At 58.5% G+C, this 24,984-nt stretch carries 29 protein-coding genes; 14 read left to right on the plus strand and 15 right to left on the minus strand.

Translation table 11 applies throughout. From position 1 onward, the window contains the following. Positions 1-4: 4 nt before the first annotated feature. Positions 5-94 (minus strand): K(+)-transporting ATPase subunit F, encoded by a 90-nt coding sequence (gene kdpF, locus HRU92_RS06795; RefSeq protein ID WP_173087873.1) that lies wholly within the window; start codon positions 92-94, stop codon positions 5-7. A 400-nt stretch (positions 95-494) separates the two neighbouring features. After that, positions 495-719 carry a hypothetical protein gene (locus HRU92_RS06800; RefSeq protein ID WP_248306971.1) on the minus strand — a complete coding sequence of 75 codons (225 nt, stop codon included), beginning with the start codon at positions 717-719 and terminating at the stop codon, positions 495-497. A gap of 738 nt (positions 720-1,457) precedes the next feature. Between HRU92_RS06800 and HRU92_RS06805 the strand changes: the two genes are divergently transcribed. Next, complete coding sequence (locus HRU92_RS06805; RefSeq protein WP_173087877.1) at positions 1,458-2,225, plus strand: fumarylacetoacetate hydrolase family protein; 768 nt, start codon at positions 1,458-1,460, stop codon at positions 2,223-2,225. On the opposite strand, the gene dapA is transcribed toward HRU92_RS06805, so the two are convergent. The 5 genes from dapA to HRU92_RS06830 all read right to left on the minus strand — a co-directional run bounded on the left by dapA (position 2,222) and on the right by HRU92_RS06830 (position 5,926). Continuing rightward, positions 2,222-3,172: a 4-hydroxy-tetrahydrodipicolinate synthase gene (gene dapA / locus HRU92_RS06810; RefSeq protein ID WP_173087879.1), complete on the minus strand. Its 951-nt coding sequence runs from the start codon at positions 3,170-3,172 to the stop codon at positions 2,222-2,224. The two genes, HRU92_RS06805 and dapA, sit on opposite strands and share 4 nt — an antisense overlap. A 165-nt stretch (positions 3,173-3,337) precedes the next feature. Next, positions 3,338-3,628: a hypothetical protein gene (locus HRU92_RS06815; protein ID WP_173087881.1), complete on the minus strand. Its 291-nt coding sequence runs from the start codon at positions 3,626-3,628 to the stop codon at positions 3,338-3,340. Positions 3,629-3,903: 275 nt separating this feature from the next. Then, complete coding sequence (locus HRU92_RS06820) at positions 3,904-4,122, minus strand: hypothetical protein (protein WP_173087883.1); 219 nt, start codon at positions 4,120-4,122, stop codon at positions 3,904-3,906. Then, positions 4,119-4,580 carry a GNAT family N-acetyltransferase gene (locus HRU92_RS06825; protein WP_173087885.1) on the minus strand — a complete coding sequence of 154 codons (462 nt, stop codon included), beginning with the start codon at positions 4,578-4,580 and terminating at the stop codon, positions 4,119-4,121. The genes HRU92_RS06820 and HRU92_RS06825 overlap by 4 nt, the downstream gene beginning before the upstream one ends. A 602-nt stretch (positions 4,581-5,182) precedes the next feature. Next, on the minus strand, positions 5,183-5,926 hold the full coding sequence (locus HRU92_RS06830; protein ID WP_173087887.1) for a sulfite exporter TauE/SafE family protein: 744 nt from the start codon (positions 5,924-5,926) through the stop codon (positions 5,183-5,185). Positions 5,927-6,318: 392 nt separating this feature from the next. On the opposite strand from HRU92_RS06830, the gene HRU92_RS06835 reads away from it, so the two are divergent. From HRU92_RS06835 to HRU92_RS06885, 11 genes are all read left to right on the plus strand, one after another. After that, positions 6,319-6,495 (plus strand): hypothetical protein, encoded by a 177-nt coding sequence (locus HRU92_RS06835; protein WP_173087889.1) that lies wholly within the window; start codon positions 6,319-6,321, stop codon positions 6,493-6,495. After that, positions 6,492-6,881 (plus strand): hypothetical protein, encoded by a 390-nt coding sequence (locus tag HRU92_RS06840; protein WP_173087891.1) that lies wholly within the window; start codon positions 6,492-6,494, stop codon positions 6,879-6,881. Before HRU92_RS06835 ends, HRU92_RS06840 begins: the two co-directional genes overlap by 4 nt. A gap of 86 nt (positions 6,882-6,967) precedes the next feature. Then, positions 6,968-8,653 (plus strand): ABC transporter ATP-binding protein, encoded by a 1,686-nt coding sequence (locus HRU92_RS06845; RefSeq protein WP_173087893.1) that lies wholly within the window; start codon positions 6,968-6,970, stop codon positions 8,651-8,653. A 334-nt stretch (positions 8,654-8,987) separates the two neighbouring features. Then, positions 8,988-9,971, plus strand: a complete 984-nt coding sequence (locus HRU92_RS06850; protein ID WP_173087895.1) for an ATP-binding cassette domain-containing protein — start codon at positions 8,988-8,990, stop codon at positions 9,969-9,971. After that, entirely contained in the window at positions 9,971-10,759 is a 789-nt protein-coding gene (locus HRU92_RS06855; RefSeq protein WP_173087897.1) for an ABC-2 family transporter protein, read from the plus strand. Before HRU92_RS06850 ends, HRU92_RS06855 begins: the two co-directional genes overlap by 1 nt. 31 nt (positions 10,760-10,790) lie before the next feature. Further along, positions 10,791-11,552 carry an ABC-2 family transporter protein gene (locus HRU92_RS06860; RefSeq protein ID WP_173087899.1) on the plus strand — a complete coding sequence of 254 codons (762 nt, stop codon included), beginning with the start codon at positions 10,791-10,793 and terminating at the stop codon, positions 11,550-11,552. Between the two features lie 647 nt (positions 11,553-12,199). Then, positions 12,200-12,751: a GrpB family protein gene (locus tag HRU92_RS06865; RefSeq protein WP_173087901.1), complete on the plus strand. Its 552-nt coding sequence runs from the start codon at positions 12,200-12,202 to the stop codon at positions 12,749-12,751. Positions 12,752-13,171: 420 nt separating this feature from the next. Further along, a complete protein-coding gene (locus tag HRU92_RS06870) occupies positions 13,172-13,657 on the plus strand; it encodes a GNAT family N-acetyltransferase (protein ID WP_173087903.1) in 486 nt (161 codons plus the stop codon). A gap of 194 nt (positions 13,658-13,851) precedes the next feature. Continuing rightward, on the plus strand, positions 13,852-14,676 hold the full coding sequence (locus HRU92_RS06875; RefSeq protein WP_173087905.1) for a pyridoxal-phosphate dependent enzyme: 825 nt from the start codon (positions 13,852-13,854) through the stop codon (positions 14,674-14,676). Positions 14,677-14,801: 125 nt separating this feature from the next. Beyond that, positions 14,802-15,248, plus strand: coding sequence for a GNAT family N-acetyltransferase (locus HRU92_RS06880; RefSeq protein WP_173087907.1), 447 nt, complete (start codon positions 14,802-14,804; stop codon positions 15,246-15,248). A 24-nt stretch (positions 15,249-15,272) separates the two neighbouring features. Then, positions 15,273-15,560: a hypothetical protein gene (locus tag HRU92_RS06885; RefSeq protein WP_248306973.1), complete on the plus strand. Its 288-nt coding sequence runs from the start codon at positions 15,273-15,275 to the stop codon at positions 15,558-15,560. 73 nt (positions 15,561-15,633) lie between these two features. Here the strand turns inward: HRU92_RS06885 and HRU92_RS06890 are convergent, their stop codons facing one another. The 6 genes from HRU92_RS06890 to HRU92_RS06910 all read right to left on the minus strand — a co-directional run bounded on the left by HRU92_RS06890 (position 15,634) and on the right by HRU92_RS06910 (position 19,890). Further along, positions 15,634-16,392 (minus strand): BTAD domain-containing putative transcriptional regulator, encoded by a 759-nt coding sequence (locus tag HRU92_RS06890; protein ID WP_173087909.1) that lies wholly within the window; start codon positions 16,390-16,392, stop codon positions 15,634-15,636. Between the two features lie 345 nt (positions 16,393-16,737). Then, the gene (locus tag HRU92_RS06895) at positions 16,738-17,181 is read right to left on the minus strand and encodes a GNAT family N-acetyltransferase (RefSeq protein WP_173087911.1); all 444 of its coding nucleotides are present in this window, start codon (positions 17,179-17,181) and stop codon (positions 16,738-16,740) included. A 32-nt stretch (positions 17,182-17,213) separates the two neighbouring features. Continuing rightward, the gene (locus HRU92_RS20505; RefSeq protein WP_248306974.1) at positions 17,214-17,543 is read right to left on the minus strand and encodes an EamA family transporter; all 330 of its coding nucleotides are present in this window, start codon (positions 17,541-17,543) and stop codon (positions 17,214-17,216) included. 118 nt (positions 17,544-17,661) lie between these two features. Beyond that, on the minus strand, positions 17,662-17,997 hold the full coding sequence (locus tag HRU92_RS20355; protein ID WP_210259494.1) for a hypothetical protein: 336 nt from the start codon (positions 17,995-17,997) through the stop codon (positions 17,662-17,664). Between the two features lie 50 nt (positions 17,998-18,047). Continuing rightward, the gene (locus HRU92_RS06905; protein ID WP_173087913.1) at positions 18,048-18,932 is read right to left on the minus strand and encodes an aminoglycoside phosphotransferase family protein; all 885 of its coding nucleotides are present in this window, start codon (positions 18,930-18,932) and stop codon (positions 18,048-18,050) included. A 571-nt stretch (positions 18,933-19,503) separates the two neighbouring features. Next, entirely contained in the window at positions 19,504-19,890 is a 387-nt protein-coding gene (locus HRU92_RS06910; RefSeq protein WP_173087915.1) for a hypothetical protein, read from the minus strand. Between the two features lie 248 nt (positions 19,891-20,138). On the opposite strand from HRU92_RS06910, the gene HRU92_RS06915 reads away from it, so the two are divergent. Beyond that, positions 20,139-20,720: a class I SAM-dependent methyltransferase gene (locus HRU92_RS06915; protein WP_248306975.1), complete on the plus strand. Its 582-nt coding sequence runs from the start codon at positions 20,139-20,141 to the stop codon at positions 20,718-20,720. A gap of 412 nt (positions 20,721-21,132) precedes the next feature. Here the strand turns inward: HRU92_RS06915 and HRU92_RS06920 are convergent, their stop codons facing one another. Continuing rightward, the gene (locus HRU92_RS06920; RefSeq protein WP_173087919.1) at positions 21,133-21,780 is read right to left on the minus strand and encodes a hypothetical protein; all 648 of its coding nucleotides are present in this window, start codon (positions 21,778-21,780) and stop codon (positions 21,133-21,135) included. 399 nt (positions 21,781-22,179) lie between these two features. Continuing rightward, positions 22,180-23,172 (minus strand): MBL fold metallo-hydrolase, encoded by a 993-nt coding sequence (locus tag HRU92_RS06925; RefSeq protein WP_173087921.1) that lies wholly within the window; start codon positions 23,170-23,172, stop codon positions 22,180-22,182. A 472-nt stretch (positions 23,173-23,644) separates the two neighbouring features. On the opposite strand from HRU92_RS06925, the gene HRU92_RS06930 reads away from it, so the two are divergent. Then, on the plus strand, positions 23,645-24,463 hold the full coding sequence (locus HRU92_RS06930) for a hypothetical protein (protein WP_248306976.1): 819 nt from the start codon (positions 23,645-23,647) through the stop codon (positions 24,461-24,463). Positions 24,464-24,984: the final 521 nt, after the last annotated feature.

Consider the following 24,984-nt stretch of genomic DNA (forward strand, 5'->3'; position numbering starts at 1 on the left):
GCGCTCAGAAGCGCTCAGGACGAACGAGGGCGTAGATAAGGTAGGCGAGCAGGAACAACGTCACACCTGCGCCGAGCACGTAATCGATAAGCATTTCGGGCCTCCGCTAAAGTCTGTCGCAGGCGTTGGTGTAGGCGAGCACCAGTGCGAAAAAGAGGACGCCTATTGCGAGAACGACAAAGTCCATGATGATTGATTCCGGGTTCGTTGTTAGTGGCGGGCCAGCATGATGGTTAGCTTGCGTCACGTGCCACGACGCCACTCCTCCGGCCTTTCGCAGGGTAAGCAACGTCTCCATTACCGGGCGAAGTTGGACCCGAAGTGCATAGGATTGCCAGATTGGGCCGCCGGCTCTTTTATAGGAATCTCATATAATAACTGGCGCGGGTAAGGCGCCCTTTCAACGCGACAAGCCCGGCGCGCCGGTAGCGGCACGCCGGGTTCGGCTATCTGTCAATGGATGCAGCCATCGACAAAACTGTCTGGATAACGCCCTAGATAGCGTGAACGCCTTTGGGCCATTCGGTCTGCGGCACCGGCCTGAACAGCGGGTCCATCGTTAGCACCACGTCTTCTGGCGCGCAGCAGACGGCGCCAGGGGTGTAGTCGCTCTCTGATGCTGCAAAGTGGATTGCCGCCGAGCGATCGAAGAAGACGCCACCAACCAGCCCTTTCACATCACATACGACCCAATGCCCCTGCGGGTCGCGCCCGATCATGAACCGGCTGCCACACGACGGAGGGTAAGTGACCCGAATTGCTTCGCCCATTCTAGTTTGCCTTTTCGTCTGTGTTGACTGTGATGGTGCAGGTTCAGGCTGCGAACCAGGCGATGGCGCCGGACACCGCCGCGATGACAGCGATGATGCCCCCCATGCGCCACACCGCTCCGGCCTCATCGTTGTGGACTACGTCTGAGAATATTGCGGGGTGAACTGGCAGTGCCACTTCGGGCCGTTGCGGCGTCTGATTTGCGTGTGCCCGAGCCTGCGCTGTCTGAGTTGCGACATAAGCCATTCCAAAACGAGAATACATAACTGATCGTCCTTTCCTTGTGCGGACTGGACACCGGCCGCCCCCACTTAGGGAAGAGCTCTGCCTTGCGGAGGCAAAGTGGGGGCAGCCGGCGGCGCTGTCCGTGGACAGCGCGTATGACGCCCCCTGGACTCCGCGCTGGTTGAGACAGGCGGCGGAATTTTAAAGCGGCATCATCCCAGGCACGACCCAAAAGTACAGGAACGTGCATAGCCTTTCGATTGGGGAGACGGCCCGATCAAATAGAGATGTTGTAGGTATTTCAGCTGTTTTAAGGCACGGCCGATAAGCAAGGGGAAGGGGGGAAATATAAAGGTCATAAGTTTCTTGGTGGGCCGCATAAGTGCTTGGCCTATAAGCAGATTTTTATTTGACTTTGGGCGCCGTCAGCGGCTGTTTCCGCGCGATCGGAGATCACTGTCATGCACGCAACATCACTCGACAATCTGGCTATCGAACTGGCCAAGAACCGGGCTTTGGGAACCATTTCGGGCCTGGCCTTTGCCGGCATTGTTTCCAGGCAAGAGGCCGATGAAATCCAGCTCGCGGCACTGGAAGCTTACAACAGCGATGTGCGAGGCTATGCCTTGGCCGGAACCAGCGTTGCGTCCCAGCGTGTACTCGGCCTGCATGAGCCGATCTTCGGGCCGATCACCAGCCGCGACTTCTTCCATGAGGACTGCCGCATCCACCTTCCGCAAGGCGTCATTGGAGCTCAATGCGAGCTGGCGTTTATTGTTGGCAACAGTTACCCGGACCGCCATGAGATTGTTGATCTGGAAACGGCTGGCGAAATCATCGTGGCTTGCCGGCCGACGATTGGGCTGCTGGGCCGCCGGGCTTTTGGAGCGCGACACAGCGATGTAAGCGCGGTGGCCGATTTCGGCCTGCACGTCGCGACCATCTGTGGACCCGCCGTGCGGGCAGATTGGGAAAAGCTTGACCAGATCCAGCTGACGGCGCGCATCAACGGCCAAACCCTCGTGACGGCCAAGGGAAGCGCCGTTCTTGGCCATCCACTGCGAGCAGTGGCCCTCTTGGCACGGGAGTTGGCCATGCAGGGCCGACAGATCGCTGCGGGAGACATCGTCACCACAGGCTCCTGGTCGCCGATCCTTCAGGTGCTTCCGGGACAGACCCTGTCGGTCGAAATCGAGACGATCGGGAAGATTTCATGCTCGTTCGACTAGGCGGCGCTTGACGCCTCTCCCACTTCGTTCCCCACGCGTTGCGGATCGGAGTGGGTCCGAACCCGATTGAGCGCCAGAAGGGCCGCCTGTATTGCATCGGCGGTATCTTCTTGCACCCCCCAAAGCGGCAGGCGAACCTCGTCCGAGATGCCCCGGGCAAGATGGAGGGCATACTTGATCGGCACGGGATTGGTTTCTCGTTCCAAGGCCGCGATAAGCGGTTCAAGTTGACGCGCGATCGCGCTTGCGAGCGCAGCATTGCCGCTCGAGAGTGCCTCGTGCATCTCGACCATGCGTCGCGCCTCCACGTTGGAAACAACCGACATCGTGCCATCGCCACCGCTCATGTTGAACTCAAGCGCGGTTGCATCGTGACCTGACCATTGAGAGAATTGCTCGGGGAGCCTGGCGCGCAATGCCGCTGGCCGCGTCATGTCCCCAGTCGCGTCCTTGATGCCAGTTACCCTAGGCAGGCCGGACAATCGTGCAATCGTCTCGAGAGACAGGTCGACGCCCGTGCGAGCAGGCACATTGTAGAGAATGATCGGTATATTGGTGTGGGACGCCACAGCCTCGAAATGACGGAACAGACCCTCCTGAGAGGGACGATTATAGAAAGGTGTCACAATGAGCGCCGCATCGGCTCCGAGCACTTCGGCGGCCGCGGTGCAAGAGATCGTGGACCGCGTATCGCTGGTTCCAGTGCCAGCAATGACGGGAACACGCCCGTTTGCTACTTCGACGCAGCGGCGGATGATCCCGAGGTGCTCCTCCCTCGACAAGGTCGCCCCCTCCCCTGTTGTGCCCCCCGGGATCAGCCCGCCAATGCGCTGTTCAATCTGCCAATCTACTAGTTCCGAGAACCTGCCGTAGTCAACTTCGCCATTCTTGAAGGGCGTCACCAGGGCTGTGATTGCCCTGCCCCGGCCCTGCAGTTTTCGGATCATTAGAATTACTCCAGACAAGGTTGTTTTGGCGTCCAGACGCCAGGTGTCCGGCGCTCCACGCGCCGGAAAGGAAAATCATACGGAATCACTAGGGCAGATCGTCGTGTCGACCAGGCCGATAGGTGGTGCCCAGAGAGACGAATTTGTCTGCCTCGATCAAGCCTGTCAGACCATCGGTTGCCGGCTGATAATGTGCACAATGCACGCGGCCAACATCAGCCAGGCAGCTTCATCCCAATAGTTGAATGAGCGTGCGGCGATGGCCTCCTTGATCAACAAACTGCCGACCATGGCGAACAAAGCATAAAAGGCCAGCCAAGCCGCAACACCTTCCAGATAGCCGCGCTCTCCGGCCAGAAAATTTGCCACGAGGAACGACGTCACCATCTTGAGAACGAAGCGTCCGATCGTTCGCTTAGACGTCAGATCTAGCCTTGCAGTCATACGCGAATTCATTTGGCGAAAGCAGCCTTGACGCCGTTCACCGGACCGAAACCGCCATTTGGGGAGCGTGGTCCAACTTTTGGAAAGCAGTCTGGCAAATGCGTCGGCGCAAGAAAAAGCTGCATGCGACCCTCAAAGTATTGCTCAACACTAGCCCCGTAGCCGATATGAATTCCATATCCCTGCCGCGGGTTCATTATAGAAATTGCATAGTTTAGGAACGGGCCCGGAAGACCCGACCGCGGACCGACGCCGAGTGGGCTCCTACCCAAAACTTACGCTTTTTTCTAGATGCGGACGCCCGAGAGCAGCACAAGGATGATGGCAACCAAGATCGGAGCGGCAATAAACCCCGTCAGTAATAAGAAGCCATAAAATATGGCACGCATCTGCCGACTGCCTCTTGGTTCGTACTGCTTGGCGACCACCTCGTTTGCCTCGCGTTCGTGGGGGGACAGGCTGCCGGCCGCTCGGACCCATGCTGGACGGAACAAACCAGTCTTCATATCAGGTGACCATGGATCGGCAGCCGGAACGTGCCTGGACGGACTTCGATGAAGCCATGACCGAGCAGCAGGTGCTTCAGATCTTGATGATCGGCAGGCAAGGCAACTGAGACTGTCCGAGCCCCCTCGACGACCATCCGATCCACGATTGTCTTGAGCAGCAGGTGACCAACGCCTCGCCCGCGGGCCGCTGGCGTAACACCCAACCACGAAATGCAGACGGCTTGGTTGCGGTGATTGAGCGAGGCGACCACCGCGCCAACAATCAGCTGGCATTCTGTCGCGACCAGCACATAAGCGCCCTTCGCGCGGACCAAGGTGGTCCAGATTGGCCGTTGGCCCCCTCGTTCGCCTGGCAGGTTGTCCGACAAGGCCCACGGGGCGCCCACATCTTCATCTGTGGCATAATGAACCCGTGCGAAAGTTGCGAACCGCGCCGTTAGCGCGAGCATGCTCATCGGCGCTCTCATGCCAGGTTCACCAGAACTGCAATGGTCACCGCCGCGCCAAACACTGCCAGCATGAACGCCGCTCGTACGGCGGCCTTACCATGTTTCGTGGTAACTGGAGGCTTAGCCGGCCGAGAAGCGGGAGGCTGCAATGGTGACCGCATATATGTCACTCCTGAAATGTCCCCAGAAGGTACCATCAGGCTGCATAAAGCCTCCATTCGGAGCTGAAGCGCGTGGCGTAAAAGTTCCATAAAGGTCCGTCCCTCATGCCGTGTGCCAGATCCATGTGAACTGCCTCGCTAGCTAGGAATCACATTCGATTGGCAGCTTTCAGGATTGCGACCGGAGGGCAGTAACGGCGGAAATGGGGTCGGTTGCTGCCGGGCGGCAACGCGCCCCTACCCTGCCCTCCAACCATCCATCTGATCAGGGTCGAAGCGATCACAACGGCCCTTCGATCATTGGTGCTCGATCGCCCTTCCAAATCATGCGGTAGAAATGCTACGCCCGATCCGGTGTGTTTGTTGAGAGTTCAGGGCAGTCTCTGCACCCGGATATCTGGACTGCAGCACGCCAGCGGGTTGAAAGGGAACTCGACTGGTACGGCATCAGTATAGCGATCGAAGTGCCATTTCGAGGCCCAGGAGAAGCAAAACGAAGAGAAACACACGGCGGAAAATCGCCGGGTTGATCCGCGTCCGGATCACCTGCCCTGCGGCCATGCCAAGAAGCGCCGGCGCGACAGCCAAGATCGAGGTAAGCCAAGTATCGCTGGGGATGCCCCCATTCCATGCTAGCCCAAAGGCAAGAGCGATGGTCGAGACAGTAAAGGACAGGCCGAGCGCCTGAATCAGTTCGTCCCGGTCAAACTCAAGCGACTGGAGGAACGGAACAGCGGGAATAACAAAGACGCCCGTACCGCCGGTCACCAGTCCTGTAACCCCACCGACAATCACGGAAGTGATCCGCTCGAGCCTTTTGGGCACTCGAAGTGGGCGCGCGAGCAGCGAGTAAGCCGCATAGAGAACAAGAGCGATCCCGAGCGCCGTTGTCGTCGCCTCAGTGTCGCCTCCTGTCAGGAGTGCTGAGCCAAAAATGGTTCCAACGACAATGCTCAGCATCATCGGCCAAAGGCGGACGACCATAGCTCCGAGCCGAGGTCCAGAGAAGATCTGCCAGATGTTTGAAATGAAGGATGGCACCAAAAGAAGGGATGCAGCAGCGAGGGGCGTCAGGAAAGCGCCTAGCACACCCATTGCCACCGTAGGCAGGCCCATTCCGGTGACGCCCTTCACCAAGCCCGCTGCGAAGAAGGTTGCGCCGATTAGAGCCAAGAGCGGCAGGTTTTCCATCTTGGCAGTCTCACTACACCAATGACGGATTGGCAAATCGAAAGGAGCGCAACCATCGCTTTGCCACTACTGGAGCGAACCGACGAATGGCGCTTCCGTTCGTGTGAGGGGAGGAAAACCGCCGCCTAGCAATGCGCCCCACGTTGCACATCGAGGCCGCTCCGTACGTCGCCTCAAGATATAGTTCGCCTGGCCTGCTGGTAGATCAGCAGAAGTGGCAACTGACCCGCATGCTGTCCGACGATGTGAGCGTGTGTGCGACAGGTAAAGCGGAGTGGCCGATTAGAGGCCCACGGACGCTGACGTCTTCCGATGAATTGCAGAGGTGAAATCCTGGTCCAGAACTGGAACTTGCCTGCATTCCGGCCTATGCTTTGCTTGTGGGGGTAGGGATGAAAAACACTATTGTTTACCTCATCGGCCACTATGCCGTGGTCAAGCTGACCATCGGCCGAGCCATTGAAGCACAGACGCCCGGCTGTTCGACAACCATCTTGCTAGCAATGTCATTTTTTCCCTCGTCCGAGCCGATGGCCGCACCCCGCTTCCTGAGCGCGTATGGGACATGATCGACGTCATCCGCGGCCAGGCCCTGTTAGCAATGGAGGAACTGGCCCCAGTGGACGCCAGCTTTGTTCTGACCAATTGCCTGCTGGAGGGCCACCAAGGAGACCGTGCGACCTACGAAAAAGTCGAGCAGCTTGCCCTGCGCCGTGGGAGCGTGTTTGTGCCGGTGCTGCTGACAGCATCAGATGCCGCCTATGCCGACCGCATAGCGGCTCCGGAACGGGCGAGCCGGCTCAAGATGACCGGTGCGTCTGGGGCCGAGCACAAACGGCGGACCACCGAACTGTTGCGCATCGACCATCCCAACCTTCTCAATATAGACACGACCGAGCTGCCGCCTCCAGAGGTTGCGCAAACGATTATCTCACACATCAGGCGTCTGGCCTGACCTACCTCGCACCGCAATGGCTTTCCCCACGGGAATATAGATGAAGCGTATTGTCTGCCCTGCCATTCAGATCATCGGAAACAGCGGTGAAGATTGACCTGGGCCTGATCTCTCCGCCCCTTATAACAATCCTGTCTCGCTATCTCAGGACCGCTCGTCTGGCGCTCTTGGCTGTGCTGGTGACGACGCTTCTGGGGACATTCGCCTCAATCGGCGCACCCTATCTTTTCTCCCGCCTTATCGACCAACTCACCTCGGCATCGCTTGCGGCGGGTGTGATCCGGGCCTTCATGATTTACGCCCTGCTCATGGGCGCATCGTACGCCCTGCAGCGGATGGCGAGCTTTCTCACCTTCATGACCTCCGAGAGTCTCAACTTCGTCACCTCGACCTCGTTCTTTGCTCGCCTAGTCGAAAAGACCTCCGCCTTCTTTCTTGATCACAGCGCCACCGAAATCGAGAGTGCTCAACAAAAGGGCGCGGGTGCCCTTAATATCGTGGTCCAGTTCGCATTGGCTGCCATCCTGCCGAGCATCGTGCAGCTGGTCCTTGCCTTGGGTCTCTTGGGCACTGTGCTCGATCTGGACATTGCTCTGGTCGTGTTTGCCTACGGCATTGTCTATGTAGCTCTGGTCACCCATGCCGCCTCGATCACCCGGCCGCATCTCGATGAAGCCATAGAGCAGTCGCAGGTGAGTTCGCGCTTTGTCGGCAATGCCATCTCGTCCATGGACACCCTGCGCCAGTTCCAGTCCGACCGCTGGATGATCGGCCAATTCACCCTCCGCGAGCGCTCGGTGCTAGAGGCCTTCGGCCGCTATGCCATGACCCAGGTCCGCTATGCATTTATATTCGGCCTGGCGCTAAGCGCCCAGTTCGCCATCACCCTGTGGCTGCTCGTTCCACGAATAGCATCGGGAGAACTGACTGTGGGCGACCTGGTCCTGTTCAACACGCTTTTGCTGCAGCTCAACATTCCCTTCCAGATGATGGGTCAGGCCATCCAGCAATTTGTCCAATCCTATTCCAACTTCCTGCCTTTTGCCCGCATGTGGCAGGCCGACGATCATGACGACCACCAAGCCAGCGCGGGCTTCGCGATCAGCGAAGGCGTCATCCACTTCGCGAACGTGTCCTATCTTTATGGCAACGGTCGAGGCGTTTCGGGGACGAGCTTTACCGCACGTCGCGGCACCATCACCTACATCACCGGCGATACGGGTTCCGGCAAATCCACCCTGTTCAAGCTGCTTCTTAAGTCGATGCCGCCGACCACCGGCACCATTGAGGTGGACGGTGTGGATCTCAACGCTGTCTCACGGGAGGATTGGTTCGCGCGGGTTGCCACTGTGCCGCAGGATGTCGTGCTCCTCAACGACACGCTTGCGGTCAACATCGTCTTGGGGCGCTCGTTTGACGAAGATCGTCTGCGCCGTGCGGCTGAGCGTGCAGCCATCCTTGCCTTCATCGACGGGCTCGAGGAGGGATTCGACACGGTTGTCGGCGAGCGGGGGCTCAAACTTTCGGGCGGAGAACGCCAGCGGATTGCGATTGCGCGAGCACTCTACGCCGATCCGGCGATCTTGCTTCTGGACGAGGCCAGTTCAGCGCTCGACATCCAAACGGAAAAGGACATCATGGACCAGCTCCGACGGATCCGCGACGATGTCACCATCATCGCCATCACCCACCGACTGAGCGTCATTGCGGAGGATGACAACGTGGTGAGTATCGGCTCTCCGGCGCCGGCAGAACGGCCGCTCAGCCCATGAGGCTCAATGCCGCCAGGTTAGACTTACTGAGGCGAGGATCAAGGGAAAGCAAGGCCAAGTTCCACCTGAGCTGGAGATAAGCACAACCCCCTTCGTGCAAACTAGCCGGCCTACTATGCCCCTTGCGACAGGCCAACAACGGCGTGATGATTACTCCCCCGGGCTGGCGAACCGGCGGCTTGGCGGCTCTTGATCAGCTCAACGGAAGCGACGACCCAGTCCTTTGGGAAACTCGATCCGTGTTGCTATCCACCAGTATGACGAGGACAAGCTTGCCGTGCTTGAGCTGTGGTGATTTCTTCTAGCCAACAGCTTCCCCCGCCCGGATGGTCCCATGGCAGCTATCGTCGCCGAACATGCCAGCAAGACGTTCCAGCAGGTGGTGCGCCGCACCGGTCGGGGTGCCGGCCTGCGTGACTTCCTCCGTCCGCAGCGCAAGGACGTTCCAGCCGTCCAGAACATCAGCTTCAGCATCGAGGCCGGCGAAGCCGTCGGTTATCTCGGCCCTAATGGTGCCGGCAAATCCACCATGATCAAGATGCTGACCGGGATTCTTACACCTTCCAGCGGACGGGTCGACGTTCTTGGCCGTGATCCCGTTTCCCACCGCATCACCAATGCGCTGGAGATCGGCGTCGTCTTTGGACAGCGCAGCCAACTCTGGTGGGAGCTGCCGGTGCAGGACAGCTTCAATCTGCATGGCCGCATCTACGGAGTCGAGCCAGCACGCCTGCGGGGTAATCAGGACCGCCTCATCGAGATGCTCGAGATTGGCGCCTTCATTGATCGGCCGGTGCGACAGCTGAGCCTTGGTCAGCGCATGCGCGCCGAACTTGCCTTGGCCCTGCTGCACGATCCCAAGATCCTGTTCCTCGACGAGCCGACTATCGGCCTGGATGTCGTTGCCAAGGAAGTGGTCCGCCGCTTCCTCGCCACGATCAACCGAGAAGCGGGCGTCACCATCATCCTCACCACTCATGACCTCAAGGACATCGAGCGCATCTGCCCTCGCCTCATCATGGTCGATGAGGGGCAACTCCTCTACGACGGCCGCACGGACAAGTTGCGTCAGAGGTTTGGCACCCGTCGGCAGTTGCAACTAACCTTTGCAGCTGACCCTGGAGCGCTGGTTCTGTCCGGCGCAGAGCCGCTGACCAGCACTGGGGCCGTCCGCGACTTTCTCGTGACCGACCCTGATCGTTCGTTGGTCGATTTCGTCACCGGTCTCGGCAGCACCACCGGCCTTGTCGACGCCCATATGCGCGAGCCTGATATTGAAGAGGTCATCCGCACCTATTTCGAAGGGCGACGCCCCTGATGTTTGCCGCCCTTGCCGAAGTAGCCTTCCGCACTCAGCTGACCTTTCGCGTCCAGCTCTGGGCTTTGCTGTTTAGCGGCCTTCTCGACATTGTTGTGCGCACTTCCATTTGGACGGCCGTTTATGGCGATGTGCCGGCGGTCAATGGCATCACGCTGCCGCAAATGATCACCTACGGGATCCTCAGCGGCGCCATCCTGACGGGTTGGGACGCGACCCAGATCGTCCGCGACGTCGGCGCACAGATCAAGAGCGGCGCTATAGCCAGCCACCTCCTGCGCCCCATGCATTACCCCCTCGCCCTTCTTGCCGAACAGGTCGGTCGCCGCCTTTATGATCTGTTGCTGATCGGGCTTCCCGGCGGTGCGATTGTTGGCCTCGTCTTCGGCCTGCAGCCGCCCGCCAGCGCCGGTCACTTCCTGGTTTTCGTCGGCCTCGTTGCAGTTTCAATCCTGGTGGTTTTCGCCGTCGGCATCATCTTCGCGCTTTTGAGCTTTTGGGTGCTCGATTTCCATTCGCTGGAATGGTTCATGCGCGGGTTGATGGTGGTGTTCTCGGGCAATCTGGTGCCGCTCTGGTTCTTTCCGGGCTGGCTGGCGGCCATAGCCGGCGCGACACCCTTTGCCTTCGTGACCTACTATCCACTTGCCGTTTATCTGGGCCGGTTCGATCTCAGCGCCGCGGCGCTGGTCCTTCTGGGCGGTCTTTGCTGGTTCGCTGTCCTAGCCGGCATCATCGCCGGATTATGGGCGCTGCTCACCCGCCGGCTCATCCTGGCTGGAGGTTAAACTGGTCATCACGCTCCTTCATCTCGCCCGCATGAAGATGCGTGCCCGACTTCAGTATCGCGCTAGCCTCGTCATCGCCTGGCTCGCCCAGGCCTTTGGCTATCTTGGTGTGTACAGCGCCATCTGGATCATCGTTTCACGCTTCGAGCGGCTGGGCGGCTGGACCTGGCCCGAGATCGCACTGATGCTCGGCTTCCATGTGTTTGCCTATGCGCTCGGCGCTTGCTTTACCTTCGTGCAACTGCGCGACATGGATCAACTCGTGAGCACGGGCAACTTCGACGCACTCCTGGTGCGCCCCATTCACCCTTGGCTTTACCTGGTCTTCAGCGGCCTCAACATCGAATATGGCGGCCACCTGTTGCTTGGCGCCTTGCTTATGCTCTGGGCCCTGCCCGAGCTAGGCGTCGCCTGGACACCTTTGCTGGCCCTGCAGTTCGCAGCCAGCATCGTCAGTGCCGCTTTGATAACCGCGGCCTTGTTCACCGCTATCGGCGCTACCGCGCTCGCCGCAGGCCGCTCGCGCTTTCTCTTCGGCATCTATTTCGACTTCTGGGAGATGGCGCGCTATCCGTTGCCGATCTTCACGCCCCTGCTTCAGGTCACTCTCTTGACCATTATCCCGCTCGGCTTCATGGCCTACGTCCCGGTCGCTGTCCTCCTCGACAAACCTGTGCCATTCCTCGGCGCCTTGGCAAGCCCTGCGGCCATCGTGGCCGGCCCACTCTGCGCCTTGCTTGCCGCCCGCTATTGGCGATGGTGTCAGCGGCGGTACCAGACTGGCCCAAGTTAAGCTAAGGACACTCCTAAGCTCCGAGACTCATCGCTCGAAGCCAGAGCATCACTTGCGGGCCACGAGACTTGTTCTGTCCCTGCCGTTGCAGCCGGTTGGCCCGGCAGAGCCAATGGATCAGAGCCCCCATTGCATGTAAGCGGCCGAACGAGATCGTTCCGGATCGGTCTCTCTGAGGTACTTGGCAGCCTGCCGCCGAAGGCGGCTCTCCAACGCGCTACTTTCGGTCGCGATGAAGCGCGCTGCTGCCTGCGGGGACTGCCGGCTCACCATTGCCCAGACGTTTGCTCAAGGGTGTTTCCCTGGCTTCAGTCCACCCTCGGGTGAGGTGCGGAGTGGCCTCTCTGGCTAAGACGTAATGAGGGCGCCGCTCTGATAGTCCACGCGCCGCACTTACTCTCGAGCGCCAGGCGGACCTAACGGGTGTCAGAGCACCAACTGGTCGCGTAGTGCCGCTGAGAGGTTTGACGGCAGCTTCCAGGAGGAGCGACGTTCTTCGCGAACGTCCGCAATGGGGTCATTGCAGCCGGGGCCATAATAGTGGAATGGTTGATCGCCCAGGTGAGGCATTGGCCGAGATTGGAAATTGATTCCACCAGTACTATCCTTCAATCGTAAGTTGAAGCACTTAGGAATGGGACGCGGCCATGGCGCATCATAACTTGGGTCTGGAGCATGGTCGCGTCAGACTGGCGGTTTACAACCAAGGTTGGCGAGCCGCATTTGAGGAAGAGGCTTCGGATCTACGGCAGTCGCTTGCGAGTCGAGTATGCGGCCTGGAGCATGTGGGCAGCACCTCCATTTCAGGCCTTATGGCCAAGCCGATTTTGGACCTGCTGCTGGGCTTGTCGAACTTGGATGACGGCCCCGGGCTAGCTTCGGAACTTGCCAAGCTGGACTATGAGTTCAGACCCGACGCTGGGCTTCCTGCAGAGCATGTTTACGCGAAAGGAACGCCGCGAACCCATGTTCTACACGTGGTAGAGATCGAAGGTGAAGCCTGGCAGCAAAAGCTTGCGTTCCGAGACGCCTTGCGTGACCAGCCCGAACTCGCCCGAGCCTATCAGGAGCTGAAAGTGTCCCTTTCGCTGCTATTCCCCGATGATCGAGCCGCCTACACCGCGGGCAAGACCGAGTTTGTGAAAGGTGTTGTCAGCTCTAGGTTAGGCAATGGCTCATTCCATAGTCGCCATGCATGAGCCGTCTGGGCGTGGAGTTCGCATCCAACGCCTCCGTGGAACAACGCTGCCAGCCACCGGATGCATGAGGCACTGGGCTTTGAGAAAACGGAGCGTGTCGTGTTCTTCCGGAAACGCATCGGCGGGTAGTCCGGTTCACCTGTCCCGAAGGGCAGCGCACACAACATGCAGTAGGCGCCCGGCCGATACCGGCCAGACAGGCGCCGTTCGGCCAAAATTGGGAGGCTGCTCATATCAGGCAGCCGGCTGGCCTTCACTGACGATCATCGGCCGGGCGGAGAATCCGCACGTCCGCCAAGTCTCAAGACCGCCCGGGGTACGATAGACCTCCTGATCGGCTCAAAGGTACATAATCATGCAGATGCTTGGCCGGCCATGTGGAGGAGTGAACACGCGAATGACTGGGACTATGATTTCAGAATGAGCGTCGGCTTCCAGACAACGTTCCGCAAAGCCGTCGATGATGACGCAGACGCGATCCGGAGGATTGTCCGTGCGGCTTATGCGAAGTGGGTGCCTCTTATCGGGCGCGAGCCCCGCCCGATGCTGGCGGACTATGGCCACGCGGTGAAGGAGCACGACGTTGATCTGCTTTATGCCGGTGGCACTTTGGTCGGGTTGATCGAAACCATGCAGCATCCGGATCACCTTTGGATCGAGAACATCGCCGTATCACCTGATGCACAAGGCAGGGGTTTCGGAAAACGCCTGTTGGCATTGGCGGACGAGAAGGCTGCTCAATCCGGCTGTGGTGAAATCCGCTTGCTCACGAATGAAGCCTTTGTAGCCAACATTTCGCTGTATGAACGATGCGGCTTCTCAGTTGACCGGAAAGAGCCGTTCCATCTTGGCGGCATCACGGTCTTCATGAGCAAGAGGTTGGCTGAGAGTTCGCCTGACCATTGATCAATGAGGAAGGTCCCTATTGCACCGCACGCGCCCTTGCCGGATCATGGCGATCAACTCCTTTCCAGGGCCGTTGACGCACCATGCCGCACATCCTCGATGTTGCCCGGAGCCTATCGAACGACCTCAACGGTGATCTCCGGTTCATTTCCCGGAACGTAGCAAGAGCTCGATATCACGAATGGACGGAGCCCGTGTCGGGTATCCCAAGGCTTCGCCTGGTTGACGAAACGCGCCAGATAAGTGGCTCCTTCAAATTTCGGGGCGCCTTGCTGGGTGTCAGAAACAGCCGGAGAGGTGTAGTTGCCTGCGGTTCCGGCAACTTCCCGATCGCCGCGGGACACGCCGCTGCCAGTCTTGGTGTTCCTGCGCTCCTTGTCATGCCCGATGATACGCCGGCGCGTAAGCAGCAGCTTGCAAGAGGGACCGGCTCGGAGACGCTGCCGGCTCCCAGGGGCGATTTCGTTCGGATCGCCAGGGAAGCTGCCGTTTCACGCGATTGGACCGCTCTCCACCCGTTTCAGGATGCCTCGATGCTGATCGGAAGCAGTTCCCTAGGGCTCGAAATGGCTGAAGCCATCGTTGAATTCGGCTCGCCGAACGATGCGGTTGTCGTGGCTTGCGGAGGCGGTGGCCTGGCCGCTGGGGTGGCGATCGGCCTGCGACTGCGGGGACTTCCCAATCGAATTTATGTGGTGGAGCCGCCAACGCATTCCCGCTTGGCCGCTGCTCGTGCAGTTGGGCATCCCGTAGAGATCAACCCGACAGGGCAGACGATATGCGACGTCCTACGGGCAACCAGGATCGGCGACCTTGCCTTTGCGGTGATGGAGAGTTGCAACGTGGCGCTGACGACCGCATCCGACAGCGGCGTGCTGCTGGCGCAATCCTTGATGGCGCAGAAGTGCGCGGTGTTCCCGGAGCCGAGTGGAGCACTTGCCCTCGCTGCAGTGCTGGAGGAGCGGATACCAGCTATCCATACGCAAGCGTGGGTAGTCGTCTGCGGAGGGAACCTCTAGCCATCATGACAGCACGCGCCCGCTGGCCGCCCTAAGCACCGGCGGATTGGGGCCCGTGTCATCACGATGCGAGATAGGCGAAAGTTGTAGGCACGTTGTATTGTCGGCAAACAGCGGCGGGCGCCATGACCATGAACTTACGACCTGCAACAGCTTCGGATGCCAGCTACCTCCTGGAGCTGGAGAAAACTTGCATGCGCGGCTACGCAGAAGCGCTGTGGGGTTCGTGGCGCCAATCGGATACCGCAGAAACCCTTGACCTGGCAGGCCACGAGATTGTGGAAGTGGCAGGCCGGTCGTGCGGTTGCATCGCCGTCTCATGGCATCCGGATCATATGTTCGTCGAAAAGCTGTACATCAATCCCGAAAACCAGGGGCGCGGTATCGGCGGGTATGCTCTGAAAGCGAAGGTCGACCTTGCTGCCGAACGGGGCTTACCAACCAAGCTCAGTGTGCTGGTCACCAATCCAGCTGATCGCTTCTACAGGCGAGAAGGCTTCGTGCTCGAATCCGAAACCGCCGTGCGTCGGCGGTTCATCAAACCTCTCCGTGACGCCGATCGCACACGTTAGGGCTCAACCGCCTGGAGGACGAAGGTGGGACGTATCAAAGGGCGTTCCGCTCGTTTGGCGCCGGAACAACCAAGTCGCGGGAACGAACATGGCAACGAAAATGATCGACCAGGTAGCTTTGGCACTTTTCGCCAGTACGGCATGAAGCTCGCATCTGCAGAAATCAGCCTGCAGCAATCTTGGGACATGTCACCCGAACTGCATGTGAGCTATCGCGAGCGGGCTCTCGTGTTTCTGAAGGTTATGGGCGAACAGATGCTCGAGCTGGCTGAAGCCGAGATCTCGGCATTGGACTACCAAAGGGGGACCTAGACCTGGTCGAGGGCCCACGCCAGGTGCTTGGGAACTCGCCTACCATGCCGACGGTCCTCGAGCTTGAATGGGTTCAGTCGTTCAGGCTCCGGCCGGTCAGTTCCTGATAGAGCCGCACGGTGGCGTCATCTGGACCTTCCCCGAGCTCGTCGTTGAGCTGCTTGCTGCAGGCGTTGTAGAGCTGCTTGACCAACGAGAACTGCCCTTTCGCAGCCGCGTCGGACATCAGGGCCCGGTGGGCGCCTTCATGACAGGGGTCCAGCCGCAGCAACCTGGACGCGCAATAGCGGCGTTCCTGCGGGGTGAGTCCGGTCTCGTCCTGCAGAGCCTGTGACAACGCCTCGTTGAAGTCCGCGAACAACGCGGCGCGCTGGTGCGCCAGCCACTCCTCAAACCCGCTGCCGGCCGATACGGGAGAAACCAGCAGTTCGGCACGATAGATCTCGCACATTCGCAAGCACCCTTTCGGGCTGGGACTGGCCGCGAGATCCAGAAACTCGGCAAGATCGATATAGATGTTCTGGCCGGGGTTGAGCCAGACCGATTGGCTATCAGCCGAGAGCAACTCAAAGTCGTAGTCTTGCTGGAACTTGCGAATGCGACCCATGCTTTGGCGGATGTCCGCGTTGGCCCGCTCGGATCCGTTGTCTGACCAGATCAGATCGCGGATACGCCCCCTCGATACGGGCTCACCCCGCCCCTTGAGCAACACATAAACCAATACCCGCAACAGATGGAGCGGTGGGGTGGCCAACTTTCCGGGCGATCGGACATGGTAGTCGCCGAAGACAAAAATCGAGACCGGTGTGGTCGCGTCGTTTAGCGCCGACATGCTTCCCCTTTCAAAGTCCCGCGTGCGGTCCGGGTTAAGTCTGCGGATCGAAGCCGTTGGCGCGGCAATTGCCCGTCGCCACTACGCTTGTCCTTGTGACCAACAGCACTGCCGCCGACTTGATGTGCATGGGTCTGATTGCCTCGCTCGTACAAAGCAGAAGCATGCACCGCTGTCACCGTTCCACGGGGAAACCGAGCCATGCAGTCTTGTTTCCATGACACGGGGTGACCGCCGTGTCGCAGTGCTCGAAGGAAGACTGTTGCTCGACAATGACCGCGGCCATGTCATTCCCCGCCTCCGGGAACCGCATGCAATCGATTCATGGGGGCAGGTTCAGAGGTACTAAGGGTTCAGGTCCTTCGTCATGACGTTGCCGTCACCGGTGTCTTGGTACCCAACAGCTTCGTAGAACGCATGCGCCGTCTTGGAGCTTTTCAAGGTGCACTTCGGCAGGCCGATCTTGCGGGCTTCCGACTCTATGTGAGCGACCATCGCCTTGCTCACGCCGCGCCAGCGCGCATCGGGCGAGACATAGTTCAGCAATATATCACCCGTATTTCCGAGCATGCCGACCCCCAGGATTTTGCCGGCTTCGACGGCAACGTAGAGCTGCGTCGCTTGCTGGTCGACCCACGTCCTCCACATTTCAGGGGTCTTGTTGGCGCACCACGCGGCTATGGCTGCTTGATCTCCGCCGTGGTCAGCTTCACATAGCTCGGTTATGGAGCGGCGCAGGACGGCACTCCCATTTTCTGCGTCTGCGTGGGTTGCCTTCCTGATTTCCATATCCGAGTCCATCCTGGGCTGTACTGGCGAACTCAAGGTTTGTAGCGCGTCAGCCAAACGCCGCAGGCGATCATGCCGGCCGAAACGAAACGCCAGGCACCGAATCCCTCCTTCAGTAGGAACGTCGAAATCAGGGCGGCGAACAACACGCTCGTTTCCCGAAGCGCCGACACGGCGCCGATGGGCGCCAGCGCCATGGCCCATATGATCATCCAGTAAGATCCGACCTGCATGCTGCCGGCAAGTACCGAGGACTTCCATTGGCTCTTCAGGACTGCGGTGATCTCCCTGGACTTCCGGAACCAGGCAATCAGGAAGGTCAGCAAGCCGTCGCCGACGGTAAGCCAGACCGCAAAGCCCATCACCGAACCGGCTTGCCGGGCCCCAAGGCCGACGCAATGCATAGCCCGATGAGCAAGGCCAGGGGGACCGCCCGACGGTCCGGGGTTGAGCCGTCGTTCCGATCCAGGGATAAGGCCATCACCCCCGCCGAGAGAAAAAGCACGCCGAACAGGGCCGGTGTGGCGAGAGCTTCTCCGGCAAAATCGGGTACACCTTCCCCAAGTCCCCATGCTGATAGGCAAAGGGGAGCGCAAAATGATAGGCGGTGTGGAGTATGATCGTCAGGCCCAACAAAGGCCAGCTCGCCGGGTCGGGAATGGCGACGAACGGAGCGACCAGTGCAGAGACGAGTGCACCCATGAGGGTGACCGTGGCCATCGAAGCGATCTTGTCGCCGCTGACCTTGATCAACGCATTCCAGCCCGCGTTGAGGGCGGCTGCGAAGATCACGACGAGGGCGATTTCCGTGCTCATGAGAATATATGTACATGGCCGCCAGGGCGTGTCACTCCTTGAGCGCGGACCTAAACCAGCAACCCTAGCCTTGAAAGCGTCAGTCGTGATTGACGGCAGAGTGCTTCATTCTTGCCACCCCGATAGTAGCTCAGGGCAATAACCGCGCCATATAGGGCCCAGCCCTGCGACCGCAGCCAATCGCTCTTATCAAGACTGAGCCTGTTCCGGAACACGTCGCGAGCCAAAGGGTCGACCCAGAACCATGCTGTCGCATAGTCGGCGGCAGGATCGCCCACGGCGGATAGCCCCCAATCGATCACACCCCGCAAAACACCATCTCGAACGATCAGGTTGTCAGCCTTCAGATCACCGTGCAGCCAGACTGGCTGCCCGAGAAACTCTGCGGTGCAGGCCTCGTCCCAAAGAGCATGCGCGCGTCGGGCCGCTATTTCGTCGGCAACGATGTCAATTGCTGGGCGGATAGCCTCGGTCAGCTCGCCAAGCACGATCCCCCGCCTGCTGTTACGCTCGCCAGCCGGTGGCGCGCCGTTGGTGTCCTTCAAGTGCAGTGCCTGGAGGAAATCGGCCAGGCTGGTAGCCGCTTTCTGCCAAACAGACACACGGGTGGGCGAGGCCACTTCACCTTCCATCCAGTTGAAGATGCCGAAGTCGAAACCACGTTCCGACCACCCGCGAAATTGCAGCACCGGCACCTCGAGGGGTAAGCCTTGAAGATGCGGAAGCCAGTCAAGTTCCTTTGAAAGAAGGGCCGCCGCGGAAGGTCGCCGCGGCAACCTGATCGCCAGGTTGTCGCCAAGACGGAAGATGGCGTTGTCCGTTCCCGACGAGGCGATGCGGCGAACCGGCAGGTTCGCCCATTGGGGCGCCTGTGCTCTGAGCAAGCCACACACAAATTCATCGTCAATGGAGATTTCGTCGGGATGTGGTGTCATTCGCCCCCTCTTGACGCTCACCCCAAGGACCTACCGATGAGCACGCCAGGACAAGCTAACGCAACTGCAAAACCGGGTCACCGGAATTGCTGCTCAGGCTGGCGCGCCTGACCGGCCCGTAGGATCGTGCAACGGGCTTGCTTCCTCAATGGACTGCGTTCCGGATGGCCTAAAGCTGTCGGAGCAAACTGATCTCTTTATGGAAGAGTCGCGGCAACTATCAGGAACGTGAAAATAACCGAGAGGCTTATCGCCGAAACAATCGTGTACTGGACCTTTAGTCTGCGCGGCACGTTCGGATCGCGGTACTTAATCACCCAAAGCCAAGTTCCGGGTTGCGTCCAAAAATAACCTAGATGTTTGGGGCGAAGAGCCTGGAAAAATGTGTATGCAGACCAGAGCGCATGCACTCCGAAGGCCGTAATTACAAAGATGCCGGGCAGCATGCTGAGAACGCCGGTGTAGTGGTGATCGTTGGAATTTGTTCAGGTGTGCGAGGAACGGTCAATAGCATACCCAGAACATCGGCTTGGCCAACCCACCCTCGACCTTTGCCCTGCCGCTTGAGCAGCTATGCGGGCACTTCCAGCCCGTTCGGCAGTGAGATCCAGATTACCGTCTGCGCTTCGGGTGAATGGCGGGACAGGTGACCTTTTCCGTGGGTATCTGCCGCCAACACGAAGCTTCCCGCGGGGAAGTGGCGTCTCTCCCCATCGCTTGTCTCGTACTCCACCGAACCATCCAACCGAACCGTCAGTACCGGCTCCGGAACCGTATGCCAGGCAACTTCACGCATACCGGCCGGGATTTGGGTAATACGCACCCGGGACGCTGGATAGCCGCCAGTCACGTCGAACGGCACTGCGTCGGGATGGACCGAACTCTTCCTCGTCGGCAATTCCACCTCATCGAAGTGGGACTCCCCGTCCGGGTCGGCATAGATGCGCACGCATTTCATGTCGCTGGGTTCCTCCTGCTTGCGTCCTACCATCAACAAGGGTGCGAGGACCATACAGGCGCATGGGCGGCCCCGCCGTCGTGACCTGATCGACCGCAATGGGGTGTGCTATCCACCCAGTATGGTTGTAGTCATTTAACAGTGTAGACGGGCACTTCCGCTCCACGTCTGAGATAATGCGTCTGGCCAAGACGGTTGAACCTGGGCCTAGTTCGACGCTAACGTCGGTTTGGATAGTGGAGCGTCAATTGCCTACGGACACCGTGAACTTCTACGATTCAAATGCCGTAGCTTACGCAGCCGATGGCAGTGTGAATTCGCGATTAGCGCCCTTTCTATCCAAGGTACTTCCGGGAGGCTCCATCCTGGAACTGGGCACAGGGAGTGGTAAAGACGCGAAGGTCATGGTCCAGACGGGTTTCGTTGTGGATGCTACTGACGGCTCAACCGAACTTGCGGCCATTGCATCAAGGTATCTTGGCCAGACTGTTCGAACTATGCGCTTCGAGGAGTTGGCTGCTGAGCAAGCATATGACGGTATCTATGCCGCTGCCTCACTGCTGCACGTCCCCAGATCAGACATTCACGCAGTGCTACGCAAGATACATGCCGCCTTGCGGCCGAACGGGGTGGTGTGGGCGAGCTTTAAGGTCGGATCAAACGAAGGCGTCGATCGCTTAGGAAGGTACTACAATTATCTTGATTCGACCGAACTGACCGCGCTTTGGGAAGCTGCAGGACCTTGGGCGAAGGTGGAATTGGAACAGTGGCTCGGTACTGGATTTGATGAAAAGGCCACAAAGTGGGCGGCGATAACCGCAGTCCGCTGAAGACTAAAACAAAGTCCGCTTTAAACGCAGCCACGCGGGTCGTTGATCGACCCAAGTGGGGTCGGGTCCAAATCGGCATCCTTGGGGTGGGTTGCTGCCTGGCTGCTTCTGGGTAGGTGGGGATTGGAAGCGGACGATCCGGCCGGCGCCTGCAGTCCAGGAGGAGCTCGATAGAGCATCTTGAACTCATCACCCAGCGTTTGCTTATGCGTCCTTTGGCAGCCTCGCGAGAGGCCTTTTGCCATCAACTGTGAGCCTGCCGTCTATAAATTCCTTGTGCCTCTGACCCCTTAGATTAGGTCACAAGAGGTAGCCGGCTGCGTCATACCGTTTTTGCTGAACGGGCAAATAAAGGATGCATAGAAATCAGTTGCGGCCTGCTGCCGTGAATTTGCTGCCTATTATTTTAGCTTCAGGGCTTCTCCACACCGGGGATGTGCTCCGGCAGATCAACTAGGAAAAGGTGTGAGGGATAAAATTCCTGGCTTTCCCCAACAAAAATCACATCGAACAAGTCGTTCCCCTTCCACACACAAGAATTAACAGCACTACAAAGATCCATGGTGCCGGTATCAAGGTTCTTGTCGGGCGGTGCTTTAGATTTTAATTCAGCTAACATCTTCTCTACGTCTGCATAAAGATAATTACCTCCACTTACAGCGCATTTGTTGATGCGCAGGCGAGCCTCAGCGATCGTGAAAGTAGACGCCGTAATCGCGATTGTTTCGTTGAGCAGCCAAGCTGTTGCCTCTTCCGTGTCCTCGTCTTCGACTAGAGCAGCGAAGGCTCCCGTTTGTGGTTTCAATCTCCTATGCTGTGCTATAGCGGCTACCGCACTCGGATCCGCATCGGTTCGCCAGCAGAAGGTAAGAAATGCATCTATTTCGGGCACGGCTGTAGCTATTGCCTCCTGAGGTAGTGCGGGCTGCGCCAATAGCAACGCGGCTGCGGCGAGCCATAGACAGCGACGCCGCATGATCACCTCCTGCATCTCAAGATTGATGGAATGTTTTTGCTGCCATTTTGGTATTTCAATGAACTGGCTTGTGAAAAAGTACAAGCTCGCACTCGGCTAAAGATATCGCGCGGCTGCTTCATCAGCGGTGCATCCATTGGGAGGCAGGTGCCCTAATACACTTGCTGCTTCACGGTCTTGGTCTGCTTTTGAGCTCGCCAGTTGCAACCTTGAACGCCCGAAATGGGCTCGGCACCAGACTGACGGTTCTGGGCGCCAGGATACCGGCGGCGTCGGGGTGGTATGCTGTCAGTCTGCTTTAAGAAGACGTCTGGGAAAATTGACATTGCGGCCCAGTAATGCGGTCGCGGAGGAATCTGCCGACCTTGGATGACCGCATCATGTCCCGCGCCGGATGTAGCTCACGTCGTGCGACGTTCAAAACTTCCATTGGCGAACATGGATCGCGGCAACATTGCGGAAGCCGCGATCTAAGGTTATCGACTACTTATAGGCAGCAACGCCGGCAAGTGCACAAGACTGCGCGGTCTGAATGTAATTGGCCACCTTCTCTACGCCGATCACCCATGGGTTGGATGAGATCGTCTCGCTTAAGGCATGCTTTTCGTAAGTGTTGTCGAGGCCCGGGTGGTTGGCAATCATCACGTCCGCGCCTTGATCCCGCACGAGAGATTCAAAACGTTCTGCGGACGCTGCGTAGGTGCGGAACCATTCGATCTTTTCATCCCCTTCAGCACCGCCGAAGCCAAAGCCCGTACCGCCCCACTGAGCAACGACGTGTTCGCCATCGTCACCCTGGACGTTGAAAATGGTCGACACCGTGCCCGGTGTATGACCAGGGGTGATGTAGAAGCGGAACGTCGTGTTGCCCAAGGTCAGTTCTTGGCCGTCTTCAATGACCTGGTCCTTGACGGGCTTGGTGTCAGGCTCCCCGCGACCGTTACTCATAAACTCCCACTCGGGCTCCGCCATCAAAACCTCAGCGCCGTACTTGTCCTGCAGCTCGCGCGCAGCGCCGTAATGGTCGGCGTGACCATGGCCGATGACGATGTATTTGATGTCCTTGGGATCGAGGCCAAGCGTCTCTAGGCCGCTTTCAATCAAGTGCCCCGAGTCCGGATAGAGCGCATCGATAAGGACAAGCCCTTCGCCCGTATCCACCACCCAGGCCGATGCTGAGCTTTCCCAAAAAGAATATTCGCCAACGTAATAGAGGTTGTCAAAAACCTGCATCGGAATGGCGCGGTCGATAGACTCCGAACGTGCATTTTCAGGCGTTGCAATCTTGCCCGCGCTCGAGTTTTCGATCCGGGGACAGATCATGTTGAAAAGGTTGTAGTGGTCAGTTCCTGCCGCTGCATAAGCGTCGCGGAAATGGTCTGCAACGTTGCCCTCATCTTGCGCGAACACCGCACCTGAAGCCATGAAGGCCAGCGAGGCAGCCGCAAAGACTGATATGGTCGATATCGATTTCAATTTCGTCTCCTCAGGAAATCCAGCGGGCCGTTTCTTTGCTCTTCATAGTTCATTGAGCTCTTAGCGACACTGGTGAGCGATGCAGAGGATCTGACCGCACTCGAATGTACGAACTAGTTAGTTTATGTCAACTTGCTCTTGTGCTTCTTGGTGACATCGGAGGTCCACCCGAAGCACTGCACCAGAGAGAGGTCTTCCAGCCTCTGGTCCGGCCCACCGATACCGCTCGATTGGACATCACAAGGACTGACCGGAACCCTCATTGACTTAACTAACCAGTTCGTACACCATTTACGTTAGGGAGCGGCTTTGGGCTGGCCGACGGCCACTTGACGAATGAAGCAAATACTCAACGCTGACACTTCCTATGTAAGCCCCCACTGGGAGGAGGAACCTCTGCCTGATCGTCATTCAGATTTGGGGGCGGACCCGATGCAAATATATTCAACCTAACGGGAAGAGAATTCACCTTATGAATAGGATGCTGAAATTAGTCGCGGCGGGCCTGTCGTCCCTAGTTGTTCTGTCACTTGGCGTTTTCCCGAGTGCGGCTCAGACCAAACCGGCAGTTCAAAGCTCGAGCGTAGAGCGTCCAGAGTCGATAATTTATATCGGCAACAGCTTTTTCTACTTCAACAATGGAATAAGCGGGATGATCTCGCGGATCATGGCATCCGCAGATCCTGATTATAAGTTGCGATCGTCACTTGTTACAATCAGCGGCTCCGGATTCGACTGGCATGACGTCGAGTCTTACTTCCGTCCTGATGCGATCGGCCGGTACACAATCGGTGGCGACAACGTCGTGACTTTCAACGAACCGGGCCGTCTGTTCGACTTGGCGGTCATGATGGATTGTAGCCAGTGTGCGGTTCATCCGCAGCTAAAGGACATATTCTACGAGTACGCGAAAAAACACTCCGAAACGGTCCGAGAAAACGACGCAGAACCCGTATTTTTTATGTCATGGGCCTATCTAGACAAGCCGGAGATGACAGAACAACTTGCCGAAGCCTACACCCGCATAGGGAACGAAAATAACGCGCTAGTCATCCCGGCGGGGTTGGCATTTGCCAGGTCGGTTGCAGAGCGACCCGACATAACGCTGTACACTGCTGACAACCGCCACCCAACATTGGAAGGAACCTATCTAGCAGCCCTCACTACCTACGCGGCAATTTTTAAGAAGAATCCAGTTGGCGTGACTTACACCGCTGGTTTCGAGCCGGACGTTGCGGAGTTCCTGCAGACGGTGGCGTGGGAGACGGTCAACGAATACCTCGCACCCTGATTGCAATCGTTCTGGTCGCAAGTGAAAGATAGTTGCGCCCTGTCGTAGAGAAAGCCCCGTTGCTCTTTGAGCACACGTGGCTTTCTTTAGTGGAACTGCCCGCCGACCTAGGCCGGCTTATGGGCCCCTGCGAGAGAACACAGGCCCGTTTGATGGTACTCTGTTCAGACCCGGAGACAAGTATGCTGTCTGGGAGCGCTCCGTCGATGTTATGCGTCGTCACCGGCAGAAACCAGCATTTTGACGAGTCAAAGTCCCATACCAGCGATTGACTCACCGACCGCCTGAGTAGCTGATCGTGCGTTGCACTAGCCTACTCACCAGCTGAATTGCTGGGAGGGAACGTCCGCTTCCAACGAATAATGTCAGGCCGTCGAACGACCGAGATGGGGTCGAGGCTGTGTGAGAACTCGCGGCGGCGTCTGGCCTGAGCGTGATGCGTTGGCACCAGCGGGACCGCTTCATCCCCTTAAAGCTTGGAGGATTGGCACCACGCCGGCGACAGCGATGGCGCGCTTGAT

The sequence above is a fragment of the Devosia sp. 1635 genome (assembly GCF_013185955.1).
In the GTDB taxonomy this organism is placed as follows: domain Bacteria; phylum Pseudomonadota; class Alphaproteobacteria; order Rhizobiales; family Devosiaceae; genus Devosia.

Bases quoted from the DNA above. Each gene is read 5' to 3' on its own strand.
- HRU92_RS20355 (WP_210259494.1), bottom strand. From the start codon at position 17,997: ATGAGCACGGAAATCGCCCTCGTCGTGATCTTCGCAGCCGCCCTCAAC.
- HRU92_RS06800 (WP_248306971.1), bottom strand. From the start codon at position 719: ATGATCGGGCGCGACCCGCAGGGGCATTGGGTCGTATGTGATGTGAAA.
- HRU92_RS20505 (WP_248306974.1), bottom strand. From the start codon at position 17,543: ATGGGCTTTGCGGTCTGGCTTACCGTCGGCGACGGCTTGCTGACCTTC.
- HRU92_RS06805 (WP_173087877.1), top strand. From the start codon at position 1,458: ATGCACGCAACATCACTCGACAATCTGGCTATCGAACTGGCCAAGAAC.
- HRU92_RS06855 (WP_173087897.1), top strand. From the start codon at position 9,971: ATGTTTGCCGCCCTTGCCGAAGTAGCCTTCCGCACTCAGCTGACCTTT.
- HRU92_RS06815 (WP_173087881.1), bottom strand. From the start codon at position 3,628: ATGAATTCGCGTATGACTGCAAGGCTAGATCTGACGTCTAAGCGAACG.
- dapA (WP_173087879.1), bottom strand. From the start codon at position 3,172: ATGATCCGAAAACTGCAGGGCCGGGGCAGGGCAATCACAGCCCTGGTG.
- HRU92_RS06930 (WP_248306976.1), top strand. From the start codon at position 23,645: ATGAATAGGATGCTGAAATTAGTCGCGGCGGGCCTGTCGTCCCTAGTT.
- HRU92_RS06905 (WP_173087913.1), bottom strand. From the start codon at position 18,932: ATGACACCACATCCCGACGAAATCTCCATTGACGATGAATTTGTGTGT.
- HRU92_RS06890 (WP_173087909.1), bottom strand. From the start codon at position 16,392: ATGTCGGCGCTAAACGACGCGACCACACCGGTCTCGATTTTTGTCTTC.
- HRU92_RS06830 (WP_173087887.1), bottom strand. From the start codon at position 5,926: ATGGAAAACCTGCCGCTCTTGGCTCTAATCGGCGCAACCTTCTTCGCA.
- HRU92_RS06910 (WP_173087915.1), bottom strand. From the start codon at position 19,890: ATGAAATGCGTGCGCATCTATGCCGACCCGGACGGGGAGTCCCACTTC.
- HRU92_RS06820 (WP_173087883.1), bottom strand. From the start codon at position 4,122: ATGAAGACTGGTTTGTTCCGTCCAGCATGGGTCCGAGCGGCCGGCAGC.
- HRU92_RS06850 (WP_173087895.1), top strand. From the start codon at position 8,988: ATGGCAGCTATCGTCGCCGAACATGCCAGCAAGACGTTCCAGCAGGTG.
- HRU92_RS06895 (WP_173087911.1), bottom strand. From the start codon at position 17,181: ATGGAAATCAGGAAGGCAACCCACGCAGACGCAGAAAATGGGAGTGCC.
- HRU92_RS06865 (WP_173087901.1), top strand. From the start codon at position 12,200: ATGGCGCATCATAACTTGGGTCTGGAGCATGGTCGCGTCAGACTGGCG.
- HRU92_RS06880 (WP_173087907.1), top strand. From the start codon at position 14,802: ATGACCATGAACTTACGACCTGCAACAGCTTCGGATGCCAGCTACCTC.
- kdpF (WP_173087873.1), bottom strand. From the start codon at position 94: ATGCTTATCGATTACGTGCTCGGCGCAGGTGTGACGTTGTTCCTGCTC.
- HRU92_RS06835 (WP_173087889.1), top strand. From the start codon at position 6,319: ATGAAAAACACTATTGTTTACCTCATCGGCCACTATGCCGTGGTCAAG.
- HRU92_RS06840 (WP_173087891.1), top strand. From the start codon at position 6,492: ATGATCGACGTCATCCGCGGCCAGGCCCTGTTAGCAATGGAGGAACTG.
- HRU92_RS06860 (WP_173087899.1), top strand. From the start codon at position 10,791: ATGAAGATGCGTGCCCGACTTCAGTATCGCGCTAGCCTCGTCATCGCC.
- HRU92_RS06870 (WP_173087903.1), top strand. From the start codon at position 13,172: ATGAGCGTCGGCTTCCAGACAACGTTCCGCAAAGCCGTCGATGATGAC.
- HRU92_RS06825 (WP_173087885.1), bottom strand. From the start codon at position 4,580: ATGAGCATGCTCGCGCTAACGGCGCGGTTCGCAACTTTCGCACGGGTT.